At 52.2% G+C, this 14,850-nt stretch carries 16 protein-coding genes; 6 read left to right on the top strand and 10 right to left on the bottom strand.

The window, feature by feature from the left end; all coding sequences use genetic code 11:
- Positions 1-205: 205 nt before the first annotated feature.
- Positions 206-682, bottom strand: coding sequence for a PIN domain-containing protein (locus EKO24_RS15875; RefSeq protein ID WP_127028142.1), 477 nt, complete (start codon positions 680-682; stop codon positions 206-208).
- Complete coding sequence (locus EKO24_RS15870) at positions 679-939, bottom strand: UPF0175 family protein (RefSeq protein WP_127028141.1); 261 nt, start codon at positions 937-939, stop codon at positions 679-681. The genes EKO24_RS15875 and EKO24_RS15870 overlap by 4 nt, the downstream gene beginning before the upstream one ends.
- 102 nt (positions 940-1,041) lie before the next feature.
- On the opposite strand from EKO24_RS15870, the gene EKO24_RS23660 reads away from it, so the two are divergent.
- Positions 1,042-1,194: a DUF4351 domain-containing protein gene (locus EKO24_RS23660; protein WP_161990611.1), complete on the top strand. Its 153-nt coding sequence runs from the start codon at positions 1,042-1,044 to the stop codon at positions 1,192-1,194.
- A gap of 976 nt (positions 1,195-2,170) precedes the next feature.
- Here EKO24_RS23660 and EKO24_RS15860 read toward each other — a convergent pair.
- A complete protein-coding gene (locus EKO24_RS15860) occupies positions 2,171-2,887 on the bottom strand; it encodes an aspartyl/asparaginyl beta-hydroxylase domain-containing protein (RefSeq protein ID WP_206667294.1) in 717 nt (238 codons plus the stop codon).
- Between the two features lie 154 nt (positions 2,888-3,041).
- On the opposite strand from EKO24_RS15860, the gene EKO24_RS15855 reads away from it, so the two are divergent.
- Positions 3,042-3,584, top strand: a complete 543-nt coding sequence (locus EKO24_RS15855; RefSeq protein WP_127028139.1) for a hypothetical protein — start codon at positions 3,042-3,044, stop codon at positions 3,582-3,584.
- Positions 3,585-3,688: 104 nt separating this feature from the next.
- On the opposite strand, the gene EKO24_RS15850 is transcribed toward EKO24_RS15855, so the two are convergent.
- The 5 genes from EKO24_RS15850 to EKO24_RS15830 form a co-directional block, all read right to left on the bottom strand.
- Positions 3,689-3,985 carry a DUF6916 family protein gene (locus tag EKO24_RS15850; protein ID WP_127028138.1) on the bottom strand — a complete coding sequence of 99 codons (297 nt, stop codon included), beginning with the start codon at positions 3,983-3,985 and terminating at the stop codon, positions 3,689-3,691.
- A 123-nt stretch (positions 3,986-4,108) separates the two neighbouring features.
- Positions 4,109-4,678 carry a GNAT family N-acetyltransferase gene (locus EKO24_RS15845; protein ID WP_127028137.1) on the bottom strand — a complete coding sequence of 190 codons (570 nt, stop codon included), beginning with the start codon at positions 4,676-4,678 and terminating at the stop codon, positions 4,109-4,111.
- A gap of 3 nt (positions 4,679-4,681) precedes the next feature.
- A complete protein-coding gene (locus EKO24_RS15840) occupies positions 4,682-5,254 on the bottom strand; it encodes a phage tail protein (protein WP_127028136.1) in 573 nt (190 codons plus the stop codon).
- Positions 5,255-5,280: 26 nt separating this feature from the next.
- A complete protein-coding gene (locus EKO24_RS15835; RefSeq protein WP_127028135.1) occupies positions 5,281-5,829 on the bottom strand; it encodes a phage tail protein in 549 nt (182 codons plus the stop codon).
- 46 nt (positions 5,830-5,875) lie between these two features.
- Positions 5,876-6,418, bottom strand: a complete 543-nt coding sequence (locus tag EKO24_RS15830) for a phage tail protein (RefSeq protein ID WP_127028134.1) — start codon at positions 6,416-6,418, stop codon at positions 5,876-5,878.
- An 843-nt stretch (positions 6,419-7,261) separates the two neighbouring features.
- Between EKO24_RS15830 and EKO24_RS15825 the strand changes: the two genes are divergently transcribed.
- From EKO24_RS15825 to EKO24_RS15815, 3 genes are read left to right on the top strand one after another with little or no spacing between them, the layout of a single operon-like run.
- Entirely contained in the window at positions 7,262-8,164 is a 903-nt protein-coding gene (locus EKO24_RS15825; protein ID WP_127028133.1) for a phosphoenolpyruvate carboxykinase (ATP), read from the top strand.
- A 2-nt stretch (positions 8,165-8,166) separates the two neighbouring features.
- On the top strand, positions 8,167-9,021 hold the full coding sequence (locus tag EKO24_RS15820; protein ID WP_127028132.1) for a sulfotransferase domain-containing protein: 855 nt from the start codon (positions 8,167-8,169) through the stop codon (positions 9,019-9,021).
- The gene (locus EKO24_RS15815) at positions 9,021-10,325 is read left to right on the top strand and encodes a sugar-transfer associated ATP-grasp domain-containing protein (protein ID WP_127028131.1); all 1,305 of its coding nucleotides are present in this window, start codon (positions 9,021-9,023) and stop codon (positions 10,323-10,325) included. Before EKO24_RS15820 ends, EKO24_RS15815 begins: the two co-directional genes overlap by 1 nt.
- A 606-nt stretch (positions 10,326-10,931) precedes the next feature.
- Here the strand turns inward: EKO24_RS15815 and EKO24_RS15810 are convergent.
- On the bottom strand, positions 10,932-12,227 hold the full coding sequence (locus EKO24_RS15810; RefSeq protein WP_127028130.1) for an SGNH/GDSL hydrolase family protein: 1,296 nt from the start codon (positions 12,225-12,227) through the stop codon (positions 10,932-10,934).
- A gap of 5 nt (positions 12,228-12,232) precedes the next feature.
- The gene (locus tag EKO24_RS15805; RefSeq protein ID WP_127028129.1) at positions 12,233-13,924 is read right to left on the bottom strand and encodes an asparagine synthase-related protein; all 1,692 of its coding nucleotides are present in this window, start codon (positions 13,922-13,924) and stop codon (positions 12,233-12,235) included.
- A gap of 87 nt (positions 13,925-14,011) precedes the next feature.
- Between EKO24_RS15805 and EKO24_RS15800 the strand changes: the two genes are divergently transcribed.
- Positions 14,012-14,305 (top strand): PqqD family peptide modification chaperone, encoded by a 294-nt coding sequence (locus tag EKO24_RS15800; RefSeq protein WP_206667293.1) that lies wholly within the window; start codon positions 14,012-14,014, stop codon positions 14,303-14,305.
- The last annotated feature ends 545 nt before the right edge of the window (positions 14,306-14,850 follow it).

The raw sequence follows: 14,850 nt of genomic DNA, 5'->3' as shown, positions 1-14,850 counted from the left end.
TCAAAAGAACGGCGTTCCGTAATCCGGCTTTCGATATAGAGTGGCATGATAGAGGATGGGTAGAAAATTGTTGTTGGGTATGAAAAATAGAAAAGGGTCTGAGCCTGAAGTAGAAGGTATCCATTAATCGTCTGATTTTAATGAACAGACAGTTCCATTAGCGCGGGAATTAGCCAAACAGCGCGAACTCATCGGCGCCGATGGCCTATTCTTCACCAGCTACCACCAGCACTTGATCCAATAAATCATTGCTAATGAAAATATCAGAACAGCGCAGTTTGGAGAGTGACGGTTTAATCGCAACAATCAATCCTTTCTTTTTAGCGAGAAGTAAAACACCCAAACTTCCCATAACCTCAATGTTGTTAAGATAGGCCACTTTTTTAGCCTTGGCGTCATCAATCAATAACAAATCAGCGGAGAGTTGTTTATACAGATTAATCGCATCCAGTTCGCCTTTGCCCAATCCATTAGGCCTTTCAATATCAAATATTGTCGAGGCATTACACACTTTTTCAGTGAGATAGGTGTGCAATGCGTGAGCCTCTGCTTTGTTAGCAATACAGATCTCATCATAAACAGCTTGCGGTACTTTAACTTGACCGAATAATGCATCCAAAAGTGACAGGCTATCGCATACAGATAAAGCTACTAGCGCGGAGCTGTCCGCAATAACAATCAATGTGTGTGCCTCTGCTGATAGCGCAATACATCCGATTCGATGGATTCTGCCGAGATGTTAATCGCGCTAATCCGATGTTGTTTACACGCCAAGAAAAAGTCAAAAATATCGACACCAGCGAATTCGCACGCGGCACCACGCGACAACTGTCCGGATTGGAACATCAGCAAGGCGGCGTATAACTTAATCTGCTGCGTTGTTTGGCTTTGATTTTGACCTTGCATGTATTTATCAGGAATTTCTAATGTAAGCTGCATGGCGTTAACCTTGAATTATGATTGTAAGTTCATCTTACAACAAAAAAGAGCGTGAATGGTCAATAGTTAAATTTTACCATTACGCTAGAAGTTTTAGTCTTATTGGCGCGCCAGTTGCGGCGCAAGTTCTCCGCTCAACCCGAACTTGAACCCCTCTTACAGCAATTGCCCGAATTGCCGTCGGTGCGATTGGAAGATTTGGCCGATGCGTTAATCGACTTCACCGCGTTTGCCGATTTACAAGCTTGGTTGTAGAGGTGATCCAAGCGCAAGCGTTCCAGCTTCTCGTAATAAGGATAGACCGTTGCGCATAATTCAACGTTTGCGTCATATGCCGCCGGCTCCGGATCGCCGGTGAATTTTGCCGTATTTTTCGAATGCAAGCCGGAGCGGTTCTTCATGGCCTCTAATTCTGCCGGAGAGAGCGCTATTGAAAATAAATCCAGCAGATCGGTCCAGATGATTTGCGGCAACTGGTTATAGTTTAGCAAGATCAACTCTTCCGCCTGATCGCAGGCCGCCTTGAAAAAATGCCTCAGTACTTTCACGGAATATTTGTCCAACTCGCCCGGCTCCAGCGGTTCGGAATCCAGTTCCATCAAGGCGGAGTCCACCAAGCCAGGCACCATTTGCGGCCCTCTTTGCCGTTGATGGGACGCCAATACCTCTTCCGGCTTTCGATACATAAAAATAAAAGGCGTATCGGGAAAAGCTTTACGAAACAGCGGAAGGCTTTTTATATGCCAGCTATCGAGTTTGATGAAAAAATGGCGTTCTTCGGTAAAACGTCTTTGTCCTAATGCCCCAATCAACTGCCGCAATGCTTTTTCCGCGCCGCTTTGTTCAGGTTGGGCATGGTAAAGGCTTAGATAGGAATCGATGATAGTAGGTTCCGACATTACGACGCAGCTGGACAGGAAGGTTAATAATTGCGACAGCAGCGTCGAGCCGCAACGCGAGGTATGGAAAATGAAAGCCGTTGGCGCAAGCGTGTCTTCAAATCCGTCTAATGCTTGAAAAGAAGTGTGTAGGCATCGCTTTTGGGCATGATCGATGCCGGTAATGCTGTCATAAAAAAAAGGCTCGGTAAAACGTCTTTCACCAACGAACCGCCACCACAGTTGATCGTTCCTGGCTACAACCGGATACCACCCTGACAAAGATTCCAGCTGTTCAAACGGCACATCCTGATTGCAGAGCAGTGCGCGTTCATTCGCGGAAAAATCTTCATTCATGTGGTTGTTCCGGATTTTTGAATGGCAATCAATCTTTCAGCCATCTGTTTTGCCGGCTCATTATTCATTGCGATTAAACCCGCGATAATCGTTCCTACGTTTTTATCGTTAATCGAAGGATCGCCGTATTTTGGTTTTGCTCTTGGTATAAACCCGGCTTCCTGAAAAACGTTTTCCAGCCAAGAGTTAACAATGCAATCCAGCATTAAATGAATTCTGGGCGTTAGGCTTTTATTGCGCACGCCGTGCAGACAACCGGCATTTAAATACCAGGTAAAGCCGGCTGAAAAATGAATCTCTTCATCTTCGATTGTGAAGCAAATGTCGGGCCTGGTGACAATCGGAATATGCAGCCGTGCGATACCGTCCTCGAACGAAGTGCCTTTGTCCGTATGCATTTTAATTTGGCTGCCGGCACCAAGGGCCATCAGGCGTACCGACGTTTTCTCGCATTCGAAACTGTCTATGACTTCCTGAAAATAAGGGCAGCGTTTGAGGATGTCCGTATCCTTGTAGTGTTTATCGGATAGCGATTGAATATGGTCCGGTTTGCCGTCCACAGAGCGCAAAGGCACGCAACGCCAAACGTTGTCATAGGCCGAAGCATTAAAATGATCCAGCCAGTCGGTTTCCCTGATTTGCTTAAGATCGTTGTTTAAACGGCCGGTGTCGAAAGAGAAAGGGAGTTGACAGTATTTGGTTTTATATGGCACAAGACTAATTATTTTTAGAAAGAAGAGTTTCCACTATTTATAGACTGATGATTCGAAATCATTATATCGTTAAAAGTCAAATTCGCGAGCCTGCTTTATTTTCGTTATGATGCGATAGAAAGAAATCTAAAAGTATGTGTTGGATATAGCAATAATGAATGAATTTCAACAAAATGGTTTTTTATTGGTGCCTGGACTCATCAATACATCAGAATATGATCGTTTTTTCGAAAAGATAGTTTCTCTAGGGCGAGGAGACTCTGAGGAGACACAAGTGCCGGGATCGACCGGTTTTTATAAGGAAGTTTTGTTTGAAAAATTGCTCGAACATCTTTTGCCTAAAATTGAACAATATACCGGTTTGGCTTTATATAAAACTTACAGCTATGCGCGCCGTTACCGCATTGGCAATGAACTGAAGCCGCACCGGGATAGGGAGGCTTGCGAAATAACTGCAACCTTAGCTTTGGGCTATGAGAACGATATTTGGCCGATTTGGGTCGAAAATAGAGAAAAAGTATCTTGTAGCTTCCTACTGAGCCCTGGCGATGCGCTGATTTTTAGAGGTAGGGAATTGGTACATTGGCGCGAGAAGAACCGGTTTGGTGCTTGTTCGCAGGTCTTTTTACATTATGTCGAACGTAATGGGCTCTATGCAGACTATCGGGATGATAGGTACGAATCGCCATTCGAGTGATAAGGTAATATCCTTTCACCTCGGGTTTGGGCTTGTTGCTCCCTCTCTTTTGCCGAGCGAGGGGAGCCGTTTTGAAAAAAGTATCGTTGAGTGTTAGTGGAAATCTAATTGAAAACCGCTTGATAAATATAGTGTCCTGCTTCCTCGCCTATCGGTACCAGGAAAATCTCCAGATCGCCCAGCACTTCATGGCGCAGGCGATGGATCATTTGGTGCAGGAGGATGGAATTTTCGCCGTGGAAGCGAAGGTCGAAAGGTTCCCGGAGCTGGCCCGGAAAAGGGTATGACTTTAAAGGGTTTGCCTCCGCCAAAGTCAGAGGAAACTCCAGTCCGCCGTCGAGCAAGGCGGTAAAGATGGTATTGACGTGAGGGGCGAAAAAATCGAGTGTTAGGATGTTCATGTTTTCTTTGGGTGTGAGTCGTTATTTCGTGCAGTAAGAAGAGGGGGCTTTTTCAGTAGCCGCCTTAAATCTCGATATGTCCATTAAGCGAGTGGATAGGCTTTGCTTATCCACTCACTATGTTCATCCGGATTCCGCGTGTTCTTCAGCCGGGCAACGGGCAAAGCCTACGCCGGACGGCGTCCATTCCATTAACCAGTAAGGGCCGTTTTCCGAGACTTCCGTAAAACCCAATCTACGGTACAGGTTTTGCGCCGGGTTGAACTTCTCAACATGAATGCTGACGATCTGCCCCGCGCCTATGGCCTCGGCAAACACGCCTTGCAGCAGCAGAGTACCTAAACCCTGATTGCGGACTTTCGGCATCAGTGAAATATCGACAATGCGAATTTCCCTTTGACTGCGGTGCAGGTAGAGTCGGCCCACCGGTTCGCCTCGCTGCTCAAGGATCAGGAACTCGCCATCGAAGTAAGCTTCCGCATAGTGCTTATCCTGACAGAAATACTGCTGGCGGAGAAAGCCCAGTTTGGCTTCCTCCGTCCAGCCGGTGAGTTCCAATTCCGGCCAGCGCACCGAGATATACAGGTTTTCCAGAAACGGCCGGTTTTCCTCTCGCTCGGGGCGAAGCGCATAGCCCCGCTCCGCAAAACCGTCGGGCGGGGCAAAGCGTTGCGTAGAATCGGTCTTACCCATGCCTTAACCCGGATTGACCGCGAAAAGGCCGTTGGTGCAGATGCAGAAGCGCATCGGCAGATAGGGCTGCCGGTTTTCGTGGGCTGCCGGGGTCACGTTGCCCGCCGAACCGAAGACTTGGCCGGCTAGGGTTACATCCGGGGTTCCTGAAGGAGAATAAGCATTGACAGGTGAGGATGTCGTCCCCGAGATTTGAACGGCTCGCGACAACCAAGAAGTGGCGGTTGGCGCGGCGCTCATGGTGGTTGCCGGTGTGGTGGTCGATACTTTGGCGGTCACCGTATGGGTATGGGCAGCCATTTGATTGATATTCAGGGCTACGGATTCGGCTCCCACCTTTTGCCCAATAGTACGAGGGGTAAGCCCCGGTCCGGCGCCGGTGCCCATAAGGACTTGGCCCTGAAGGTTTGGGAGAGTGAAATAGGTTCTTTGATCGCTAGGGCCGTAGATGGTGCCAATGGTTGCAAATAAGGCCGTGTATTGCTGCAGATTTGCTTGCTGACCGTTGCAAGCTACCCAGCCTTGGGGCGCGAAGGTGTAAGGAAGGATGCGGATTTCTCCGGTAAATGCGTCCACGGTAAGTCTCCTCTGTGTTTGGGTTGTTAAGGGCGGCTCGGATACAGGCCGTTGACGGCGATGATATAGGTCATCGCCTGGGACGGCATCATATTGTTGTGGGGCTGGCCGCCGCCGGCGGAGCCGTAGCTCACGGCATCTAGCGTGACGGCGGTAGGCGACGGCGCCGAATCGTTTAGGTAAATACGGACGTCATTCATTCCTTTGGCATGAGCCATATTGTTGCTGCCCGCCGGCAAAGCGCTGGCTGTGGCGTCGGCATTCAGGGTATTGAAGCTGTGGTTGTGGGCCGCCCATTGCGATGCGTCCAGGGTAACGGTTTCGCTGCCTCCGGTCTGGCCCAGGGTGTGGGGGGTGAGGCCGGTGCCTGTGCCCTGGCCGACTGGGATACGGCCGCGATAATCAGGCAGCGCGAAGGTAGTGCTGCCGTTGCCTCCGTAGGTGACGCCGATCAGGGAAAACAGGGCGGGGTACTGGCTGACGTTCAGTAACTGGCCCTCGCATTTCATCCAGTCCCCCTCCGGGGCGTAATTTCCCGCGAATAAGCGAATTTCGCCGACATAGTATTGCGACATGATTGATTTCCTTTATTAAATATTGAAAACGGGTGATGGTGCCGGCTCAGTTACGCGCTGGGAAAATACCCGACGTGGCGATGCAAAAATTGGCTACCGTGAACGGCTGCATATTGTTATGGGGCGCGCCGCCTACTGAGGAAACGGTGCCGGCATTGAGCGGCTGAAAGGTCGCTCCGCTGGCTGGGACGGTACTGTAAACGGTCGGATTTACGGTGGTTTTAAGGCTGGAAATAATGCCGTCGTTTGGTCCTGCCGTGCCTTGCGCGGACATGGCTTTGACCGTATGGGTATGGGCCGGCACTTGAGTGGCGTTGAGTGTTACGGTTTCGGCGCCGCCGGCATAGGTGCTCCCTTGTTGGTAGATAGTGCCGCTGATAGGCGACTGGCCTTGGCAGAGCGGTACCCGGCCGCGCAGGTCGGGTAGATTGAAGTTGGTGGTAGCGTTACCGCCGAAAGTAGTGCCTAACAGGGCATACAGGGCATTGTTCTGTTGGATCGTCATCAATTGGCCTTGACATAGCGCCCAGTGTTGCGGCGCCCAAGCAAAGCTAAACATGCGAATTTCGCCTAAAAAATAATCTGACACGGTTTCATCTCCTTACGTATGGGATAGTTGAAATGGTGTAATACAGCGGCTGAAAACCGCGCACATCTAAAGTACCCCTTATTTACTGCTTAGGCGGCTTAGTTTTCCATCATTCTGTATTAACTATTTTTTTACCGCAGATTAGCGCCTGCCCAAGGTTGGAGAGGCCGATTTGCTACGGCGTAGGCTAGGTTAGCATTGTTTTTTAATTTTCCGCAAATTGAATCTTTTAGCAGGCGGAAATTTTTAAAACCGCAGGGTATGAGGCTTAAAGTTAGGCGGAATCGTCAGTTGGCAACCAACAACGCATTGTTTAGTAATTTTGATAACTTTACTGGATTAAGTGCGTCGCACAATAAGTCTCTCCTGTGGGAGAATATTAAGCATCTACGCAACCTTAAACATGAGTGACGTATCCCTTGCTTGCATTCCCACGCGTAGGCAATTCCTTACTTGGGATAGAAACAGGCCGATAAGCAGACCTTCCAGGTAAGACGACTGTCATGGATGGCGGCCGAGACTGCTCCCGGCAGTTCTCGGCATTTCCTTCATCCATAGAGGTCAGAAGTGCTGGAGCCGCCGGGAGCGACTCCAGTAAAAACCTGGAAGGTCTAAATCGCGCAAAGAGTAAAGGCGAGATAATGCCAATAAGTTGTACGAATACTTATAGCCGGAAAGGGAAATGTAAGCGAACGAAGCTTGGCAGGTCACGAACACAGCGGCATGAAGGTGGACATCGGAAGGCCTAAATGTAAAAATGGTACGCGAATTGCCGCCATTTGCAGTTGGGCAACAAGCAGTAACAAACGGCCCATCGCTTTATTTTATCCATTTTATTTCACTATGCGTTACACCGCTTATAACCTGTCCATAGACAGCGAGATCGATCTGCCTGAATTGTTACCTGTGCAAACATGCAATACCGAGTCGGCAGACGTGAAAATCAGTTTCGGATCGATAGCGCCCGGCGGCTTGACGAACGGCCAACGATTAGGGCCTTTCCTCTGGGCGGCACCGGAAAGTCTGTGGCTGCAAGTGCCTCAAGTCGCCCGATTCCTGATCAGCAACGGCAACGATATTCTCATCGATCCCGAACCCGACATCGACGAGGACAGTATCCGGGTATTTTTATTGGGTTCGGTCTTCGGCGCCTTGCTGCTCCAACGCGGCCATCTTGTCCTGCATGGCAACGCCATTCGGATCGGCGACCAGTGCCTAGTCTGCGTCGGCCGTTCCGGTGCGGGCAAGTCCACACTGGCGGCGGGATTTTTGCAGCGCGGATATACGGTGCTCGCCGACGATGTGGTGCCGGTCGATAACGATTGCCGTGCTGTGCCGGGCTTTCCGCGCATCAAATTGTGGCAGGACGTAGCCGAGCGTTTAAATATCGATACAACCGACCTGCGCAGGATCCGGCCGAATCTCGAAAAGTTCAATTATCCAATTGCGCTGACCGCCGATACGCCCACCTTGCCTATCCGATGGATTTACATTTTGAACCGTAATACTGTTTTCGATGAAGTTCGCATCGAATCCATCCAAGGGCTGCAACGTTTCCAGCCGTTGCGCGACAATACTTACCGGGTACGGTTTCTCGACGGCATGGGACTGAAGCCCGAACACATGAGGCTGTGTGGGCAATTAGCGGGCAGAATTCATCTGGCTCGCGTTGCGCAGCCTGACAACGGCTTTATGCTGGATCAATTAATCGACCGTCTGCTAGCGGACATCACCGAAAATCCCTGATCATGAGCGGCATTTACTGGCTGGCGTCCTATTTCAAATCCGGCAATACCTGGTTTCGCGCCTTTTTGCAAAACCTGCTGGAGGATGGCGATAGGCCGGTGGATATCAATGAGCTGGCTACCGGCCGTTTAGCCAGTTATCGTGGTTGGATCGACGAGGTATTGGGTTTCGACAGCGCCGATCTTGACACTGACGAGATTGAGCGGCTGCGGCCCGAGGTTTACCGTTGGTCTTCGCGCGACGGCGAGACGGCTTACCATAAGATTCACGATGCCTACACCTACACCGTCGACGGCGAACCTTTGGTCAGTCGCGAAGCCACCCTAGGCGCACTGTACATTTTGCGCAATCCACTGGATGTCGCGCCTTCCTACGCCAACCATATCGGCTTGAGCCTCGATGAGACAATCGCTTATATGGGAGATCATCAATATGTCGTATGCAAGTCGCACAAAAAGTTGCCCGCTCAACTTCGCCAGAAGTTGCTAAGCTGGTCCGGACATGTGCTGAGTTGGGCCGACGCTCCGGCTTTGAATCGCCACATCCTTCGCTACGAGGATATGCAGGCCGATCCCGTGGCAGCTTTTACCGGGGCGGTGCGTTTCCTCGGGCTGCCGGACGATCCGGTTCGTATCGAGAAAGCCATCCGTTTCAGCGACTTCGGAGAGCTGTCCAGGCAGGAGGCGGAAAAAGGTTTCTACGAACGGCCTCCGTGCGCCGAACGTTTCTTCCGCCAGGGCAAGAGCGGGAGTTGGCGCGACAGGCTCACCCCCGAACAAGTCGCCCGCATCGTCGCCGATCATGGCGAGGTCATGCGCCGCTTCGGCTATCTGGATGCCGACGGCAGGCCGCTGTGATGACAGGCGACAAACTTAAACGTTTATCCCGGGCGCTCCGGCGCGAGCTTATCCAACGCCGCTTGCCGCATGGCTTGGTCAGCCCTGCTTATCTTTGGCCGTCCGCCGACGAAAGGGTGCAGATACACCGTGCGCTGTGGTGGAAACATGGAGACCGGTGGCCTCGGCCGCTTTGGCTGGCGGCCGAATGTTGGCTATGGCTGCGCTGGGTCTGTTGGCATGCCGTTCCCGCCTGTCGGCGCATTCTACGCCGGCAGGCGTCCATCGTGGAGCGGGAGGAAGGTATCTCGTGCCGAATTCAAGGGCTGCGCATCTTGAAGTTGGCGTTTTTCTGGTGCATTCCGCCTCGGGAAAGTTACCGTTACCGCCTCTACCGCGTGCCCAATGCGGCGCTGGATTATGTCTACGAGGCGGAAACCTTTGCCTATCATGTTTGGCGTAGCGAGCTGCTGGGGCTGAAAGCGGACTCGCTCCGCCGGCTGCAAGATAAATTGCGCTTGGCGGATGAATTGGCCGAAATTGGTATCCCGGTGGTAGCGACGTTCGCCATGGCAAGGGAATACTGCGAAGCGCCTTGGCTCGAGATGTTGGTCAAAAAGCACGGGCGCGTGTTCTGTAAGGCCAACAGCGGTAACCAAGGACGAGGAGCTTTTTTGGCTTGGGGCACGCCGGACGGCATCGCTGGACAAACCTTTAGCGGTGCTTCGTTGCCGGATGCCGTGGCGGTCGAGGTGGCATGGCGACAGTTATTGGCGGAAGATAGCGCGCTGATCCAGCCGTATCTGGAGAATCATCCCGATCTCGCGCCGTTGGCTTATAACAAGGAAACCATCACGGTGCGTTTTATCAGCCAATGGGATGCCGATCCGGACAAAGGCCTCTCGATCTGCCGTTGTCTTAGCGCTACGCTGGAAGTGCCTGCGGGCCGCACCGCCAACGGAGACACTTTCTACGCGATTCTGCCCATTCACCCTGAAACCGGCGCCTTTATGCCGCCCGAACTTAGTTTGATCGCCGAGCAAGCGGTTCGGGATGCCGTTTTCAGTGTTCAATATGCCGCCCAAGTTATTAGCCTCTTGCCGAATTGGAACCGCTTGACCGAATTGTCCTGCCGGGCGCATGCCGGGTTACCGGATATTCGTGCGATTGCCTGGGATTGGGTGCTAACACCATCGGGGCCGGTATTGCTGGAAGGCAATTTCGGTTGGAGAACGGCTACCGCGCAAGCGAGACAGGGAGGCTTGATTTTTTCATTAATGAACGGTAGGATGCCGCAACCCATTCTTGCCGGTATTCGATTTTAACAATAGAAATCAGGTATGAGGCCGTCCGGCGATATAACCCGGATTGTCGCCAGCAAGGCGAAGCCGACATCGTTTGGTTCTGACTGTTTTTGAAAATTCAAGGAGAAACGCAATGACCCCCCCTTTATCCGAAGATATGCTCGCCTTGCCATCCTCACAGGTGGGTTCTCAAGTTGCCTCTAACCGCCTGCCTTATCGCCCACCTTTCTTAACCACCTTGGCCGTGAACTCTCATACGGGATCGAAACCAAGCACTACGCCATCAGAATGGCATGGTTCCGCGACTACAAACGGGAATGCTAGCTGATTTGAGCATTGTAGAAAGCATGCCCATGCTTAGAGCTATTTTAGCAACTGGAGTCGTCTTTCGTTAATATCAGCTCAGGTATGAGCTCATCGAGTACCTTTTTCAAAGCTATCTGTTGGTTCAATCCTCAAATGCGTACGAGGCTGTGAAAGCTTCATTTTTTATAAAAAATATCCACGAAGGGTACGAAGAAATAATCATTTGAATTCAATACATTGAAAACTTCGTGCTCTTCGTGGTGAATACTGCTTTTAGCTTGATTTGGACAATACTTTCACAGCCCCGTGCCCTACGGAGCTTTAAGCACTAGGGGCCTTGTGACTTAACAGGGCCTCAATCAGCTCTTCATGTCGCAGGAAATCGAAAAGCCGTTCAGCAAGCCGACGCTGCCCCTCGGCATTCAGATTTTTATCCCGTTCACAGATATCCCCGTTCAATGGCAGGGCGGACGCCAAATCGAAATACGGCACGCCTCGGCGCGCCGCGAGGTTCGCCATCACGGCATGATGTTCCGGTACCGCACGTTGGTACAAGCCCTTGGGATCGGGGCCCAGGGGAACGGGATCGCCGACCAGCAGCGATTGCGCGCCCATGGCTTTATTCACGGCGAGCATATATTCCAGATTACGTTCGAAATAGTGCGGCGGATGAACAGCTAAGCGATCGCGCCGGCCGGTATTGTTATGGTTGATCATTTCCAGCAGCGGTTCGGCGGGGATCAAGTTGCCAAGCCAGCCTTCCAATAAAGCGCTCCGCCAAATCAAGGCGCGCGCCAGTGAATCCGCAACCGACAAGCGGGGCTGAAGCAGGGGACCATGGCCGTAGCGTTTGCGTATTTGCCGGAAATCGCCGAAATAATCGTCACTGGCGACTCTGGGCCAGGTATCGCAAATGCCGGCTTGGATAGCGACCAAGGCCGGCCGAATTTCGGACACCGCAAAAATCAGCCGTAACAGCATCTCGGCGGAGGTGGCGTTGGCCATGCCGGCATTGATTACCTCGAAATGCCGCGATTCGAGCCGGTCGCGATAGGCCTCATTCAGCTGCTCTTCCAGCAGATGGGTGAATAGCTGGCGGTTGTCCCCAATCGTAATTCCGTAGACGGTCGTTCCGCCCATGAACACCAGCCGAATGGCGTTTGGGTTCGGTTCCAAGAGGCGCCGGTCGCGAAAGCCATAACAATTATGCACCAGACCATTCTCGCAGTGGATATTCGGGCGCGGTTCAAAGAGGGTGTAGTGGTGTGGCTGGTATAGCCGCGAGGTAAAGAGGTGTTTTTCCGCCTTCAATGTGACCAGCCCATCAGGCGGCACAGGAAAACGGCGTTCGAACAACTCTCCGAGCAGCAGCAGGCCGATAATGCCCAATATTGCTTCCTGTCCCGGTGCGTGTGGCCAGATCAACATCGCGGCTGCCGCTGCAATGCTTCCGGTTGTTATTAGCGTAATGAGCCAATGCGAGCTGCGTGGCCGGAACGGGCGCAACCCGAACCAGCGCCCGCCGGGGGCGGTGATGAACGTCAATCCCCAGATTGCCAGGATAAGTCCCTCCATGCCATAGCGAACTAGGTCAAACGTTTGAATTGAGGATGTCATGAATTCTAGCCTGAGATGTTGTCGTTATGATGCAGCCACCGGTTTAGCCAGTGGATATGACTTATGTTGCGCATGGACAGACGGTGACGGATATCGTTTGCGGGTATTAGCTCCGTCTGTTTGATTTGCTGACGGAATTTGTCCCGGTCGATAAGTTCCGCCAGACCGGGATGTAGATTGCCATCCAATTGTCGTCCCAGTTCGCTTATTTGGGCAATGTGTCTGTTTATGTTTTTGAGCTGATAGTTTTCACCCATGTCTTTTTCGGTTTTCCAGGTTATTCGCTTCGGCACGATGCCATCAATGGCGCGCCGGTGCAAATAGCGGCCGATGCCTTTGGGGCCCACTTTTTCAATGCCGGGCGTGGACAGGTATTGCTGCACCAGGCGGGAATCCCAAAGCGGCCAACGATAGTCCACGCCATAGGCTGAGGCCATTAAAGTGCAGTCTTCCAGGCGGGCTGTGAGTTCCATGCGCTGCAAGTGGTGTTGAAGGATGAAATCGTTAATGCGCCGGTAAGGCGCGTCATAGCGGGCCGTTTCCATATAGCGCTCGTAAAGATTCAGGCGTAGCACCACTTCGGGGCGCAGCAACTGGTGCGGCCAGCGTTGCTTGCAGGCTTTCAGGAATGCGGAGGTATAAGCAGAGTTAGTGCGGCCGAGGGCGGCCGTCTTCAGCAGACGCAAGCTGCGTTTGAACGGGCCGCCCGGCAGGATATTCCATAATGCGGCGTAATGCCCGCCGTCGAGCAATTCCTTGCGTAAGTGATGGCCGCTGTGGGTGACGACCTCGTCGCCGCCGAACCCGGAAAACAGCGCGTGAATGCCGCGCAGTTTGCATTCCCGATAGAATGAGATATGTCCCGTGCTGTTGGGGTGTTCTTGCGGATAACCCAGCGTGTTTAGCCCGAGCGAGACGGCTTCGTCATCGGCCATCCATCTGGTGAGAATATAATTATGAACAATGCGGCTGGCCTGGCTGGTTTCCAGAATATAGGCGGGTTCCTGTTCGCAATAAGCAAAGCCGAAACTGTGTAAGCGGTCGCCCGGTTCGCCGAGAAAATGGGCCAGATAGGCGGTGATGGTGGCCGAATCGATGCCGCCGCTGTTTTCGGTGCCCATCGGGGCGTCCGGGTCCATGCGGCAGCGGATCGCTTCCTCCAGGACCTCGCGGTAAGCCTCGATCCAGCGCGGATCGCGCTTGGTAGCTGCCGGGGCATCGTCGCGCCACTCGTGGTAGCGTTGGATGCGGACATGACCGTCGGCGTTGCAAGTCAGCCAGTGTCCCGGCGCCAGTTTATGGATTTCCTTGTAGGCGGTCTCCGTCTGGCTAAACGAGAGTTTCAGCATATAGGCGGCGGCCCAGTCCATGTCGGCAGTAACCGGCAGCGGGCAGCAGCGTCGCAATTCCGGAATGCTGAATCCGTGGCTGAGTCGGCCGTTATCGATACGATAATATAAGGGCTTAACGCCGAGAGCGTCGCGGGCAAGGTAGGTCAGACGCTGTGTTTCATCTTGAATGGCTAGGGCATAGTCTCCGACCAAATGCTCCGCCAGACTTGTGCCCCAGCGCAGCCATGCGGCTTGCAGGGTGCTTTGGAGATTATGGCCGGCGAGGCCGAGTTGGGTCTGCAAATCGCCAAGGTTGTGGATGTGGCCGGAGAAATCCAGGATGATATTGCCGGGTGAGTGGGACATATTTATCGAGAAGCGGTTTATGGGATGCGACGTTAAAACGGAACCGGGATATGATACTATAAAGCGTTCCAATAATTTCCGAGTGTGATGACGATGTCCGATTTCGATCCTGCAAACCGCTATATCCGTAACCCCGACCTGGTTTCCGCCGATATGGATGGCGACACGGTCGCTATGAGTATCGAGCGGGGGGAATATTTCGGCATTGGCGGCGTTGGCTCGCGGGCTTGGGCGCTGCTTGAGCAGCCCGTTTTTCTCGAAGACGCTGTCCGGACGATTTGCACGGAATTCGAAGTGGATGAAGCGACCTGCCGCGCCGATCTGATCGCTTTCTTCAATGATCTGCTGGCGCATGAATTGATTGCTGCCGTGGCGGATTAACGTTTCAGTAGAGTAGGATGGGTTGCACTACGTGCTCTAACGAGTTGCTATCGTTCTACCCAACGGCACTTTAAACGGTCGGGTTTTCAGTTTATAACCGTAAAAGTTACAAATTTGTAGGGTGGATAAGCGTAGCGCATCCCACCAATACCGAGATTTTTGCTAGTTCCCAAGTTGGATCTCTCGTTGCTATACACAAATATTTCACGAGATGTTGTTCCTTATCTGCGTTAGGCGGAAAACATGCGGATAGCAGACCTTCCAGGTTTTTACTGGAACCGCCGGGAGCGGCTCCAGTAAAAACCTGGAAAGTCTAACTCGCGCAACGCTCAACGTAGCAACAGACTTCCGGTCTACGTCGAGATGTGTATAACAACGAGCGCTCCACGTGGGAATCCTAAGAAACGACTTGTTTCGCTCACCTTTCGACAAGTTCAGAGCGAACGGAACAAATCTTAGTGCGTGTTTTAAAAGTTTGATACCTTCCCCGAGGACAGCCTGGTCAGCATCAAATTAATCATGGCGATATGAACGAATGCTTTGCT

The sequence above is a fragment of the Candidatus Methylobacter oryzae genome, assembly GCF_003994235.2.
In the GTDB taxonomy this organism is placed as follows: Bacteria; Pseudomonadota; Gammaproteobacteria; order Methylococcales; family Methylomonadaceae; genus Methylobacter_A; species Methylobacter_A oryzae.
This window is presented reverse-complemented; position numbering and strand designations above follow the sequence as displayed.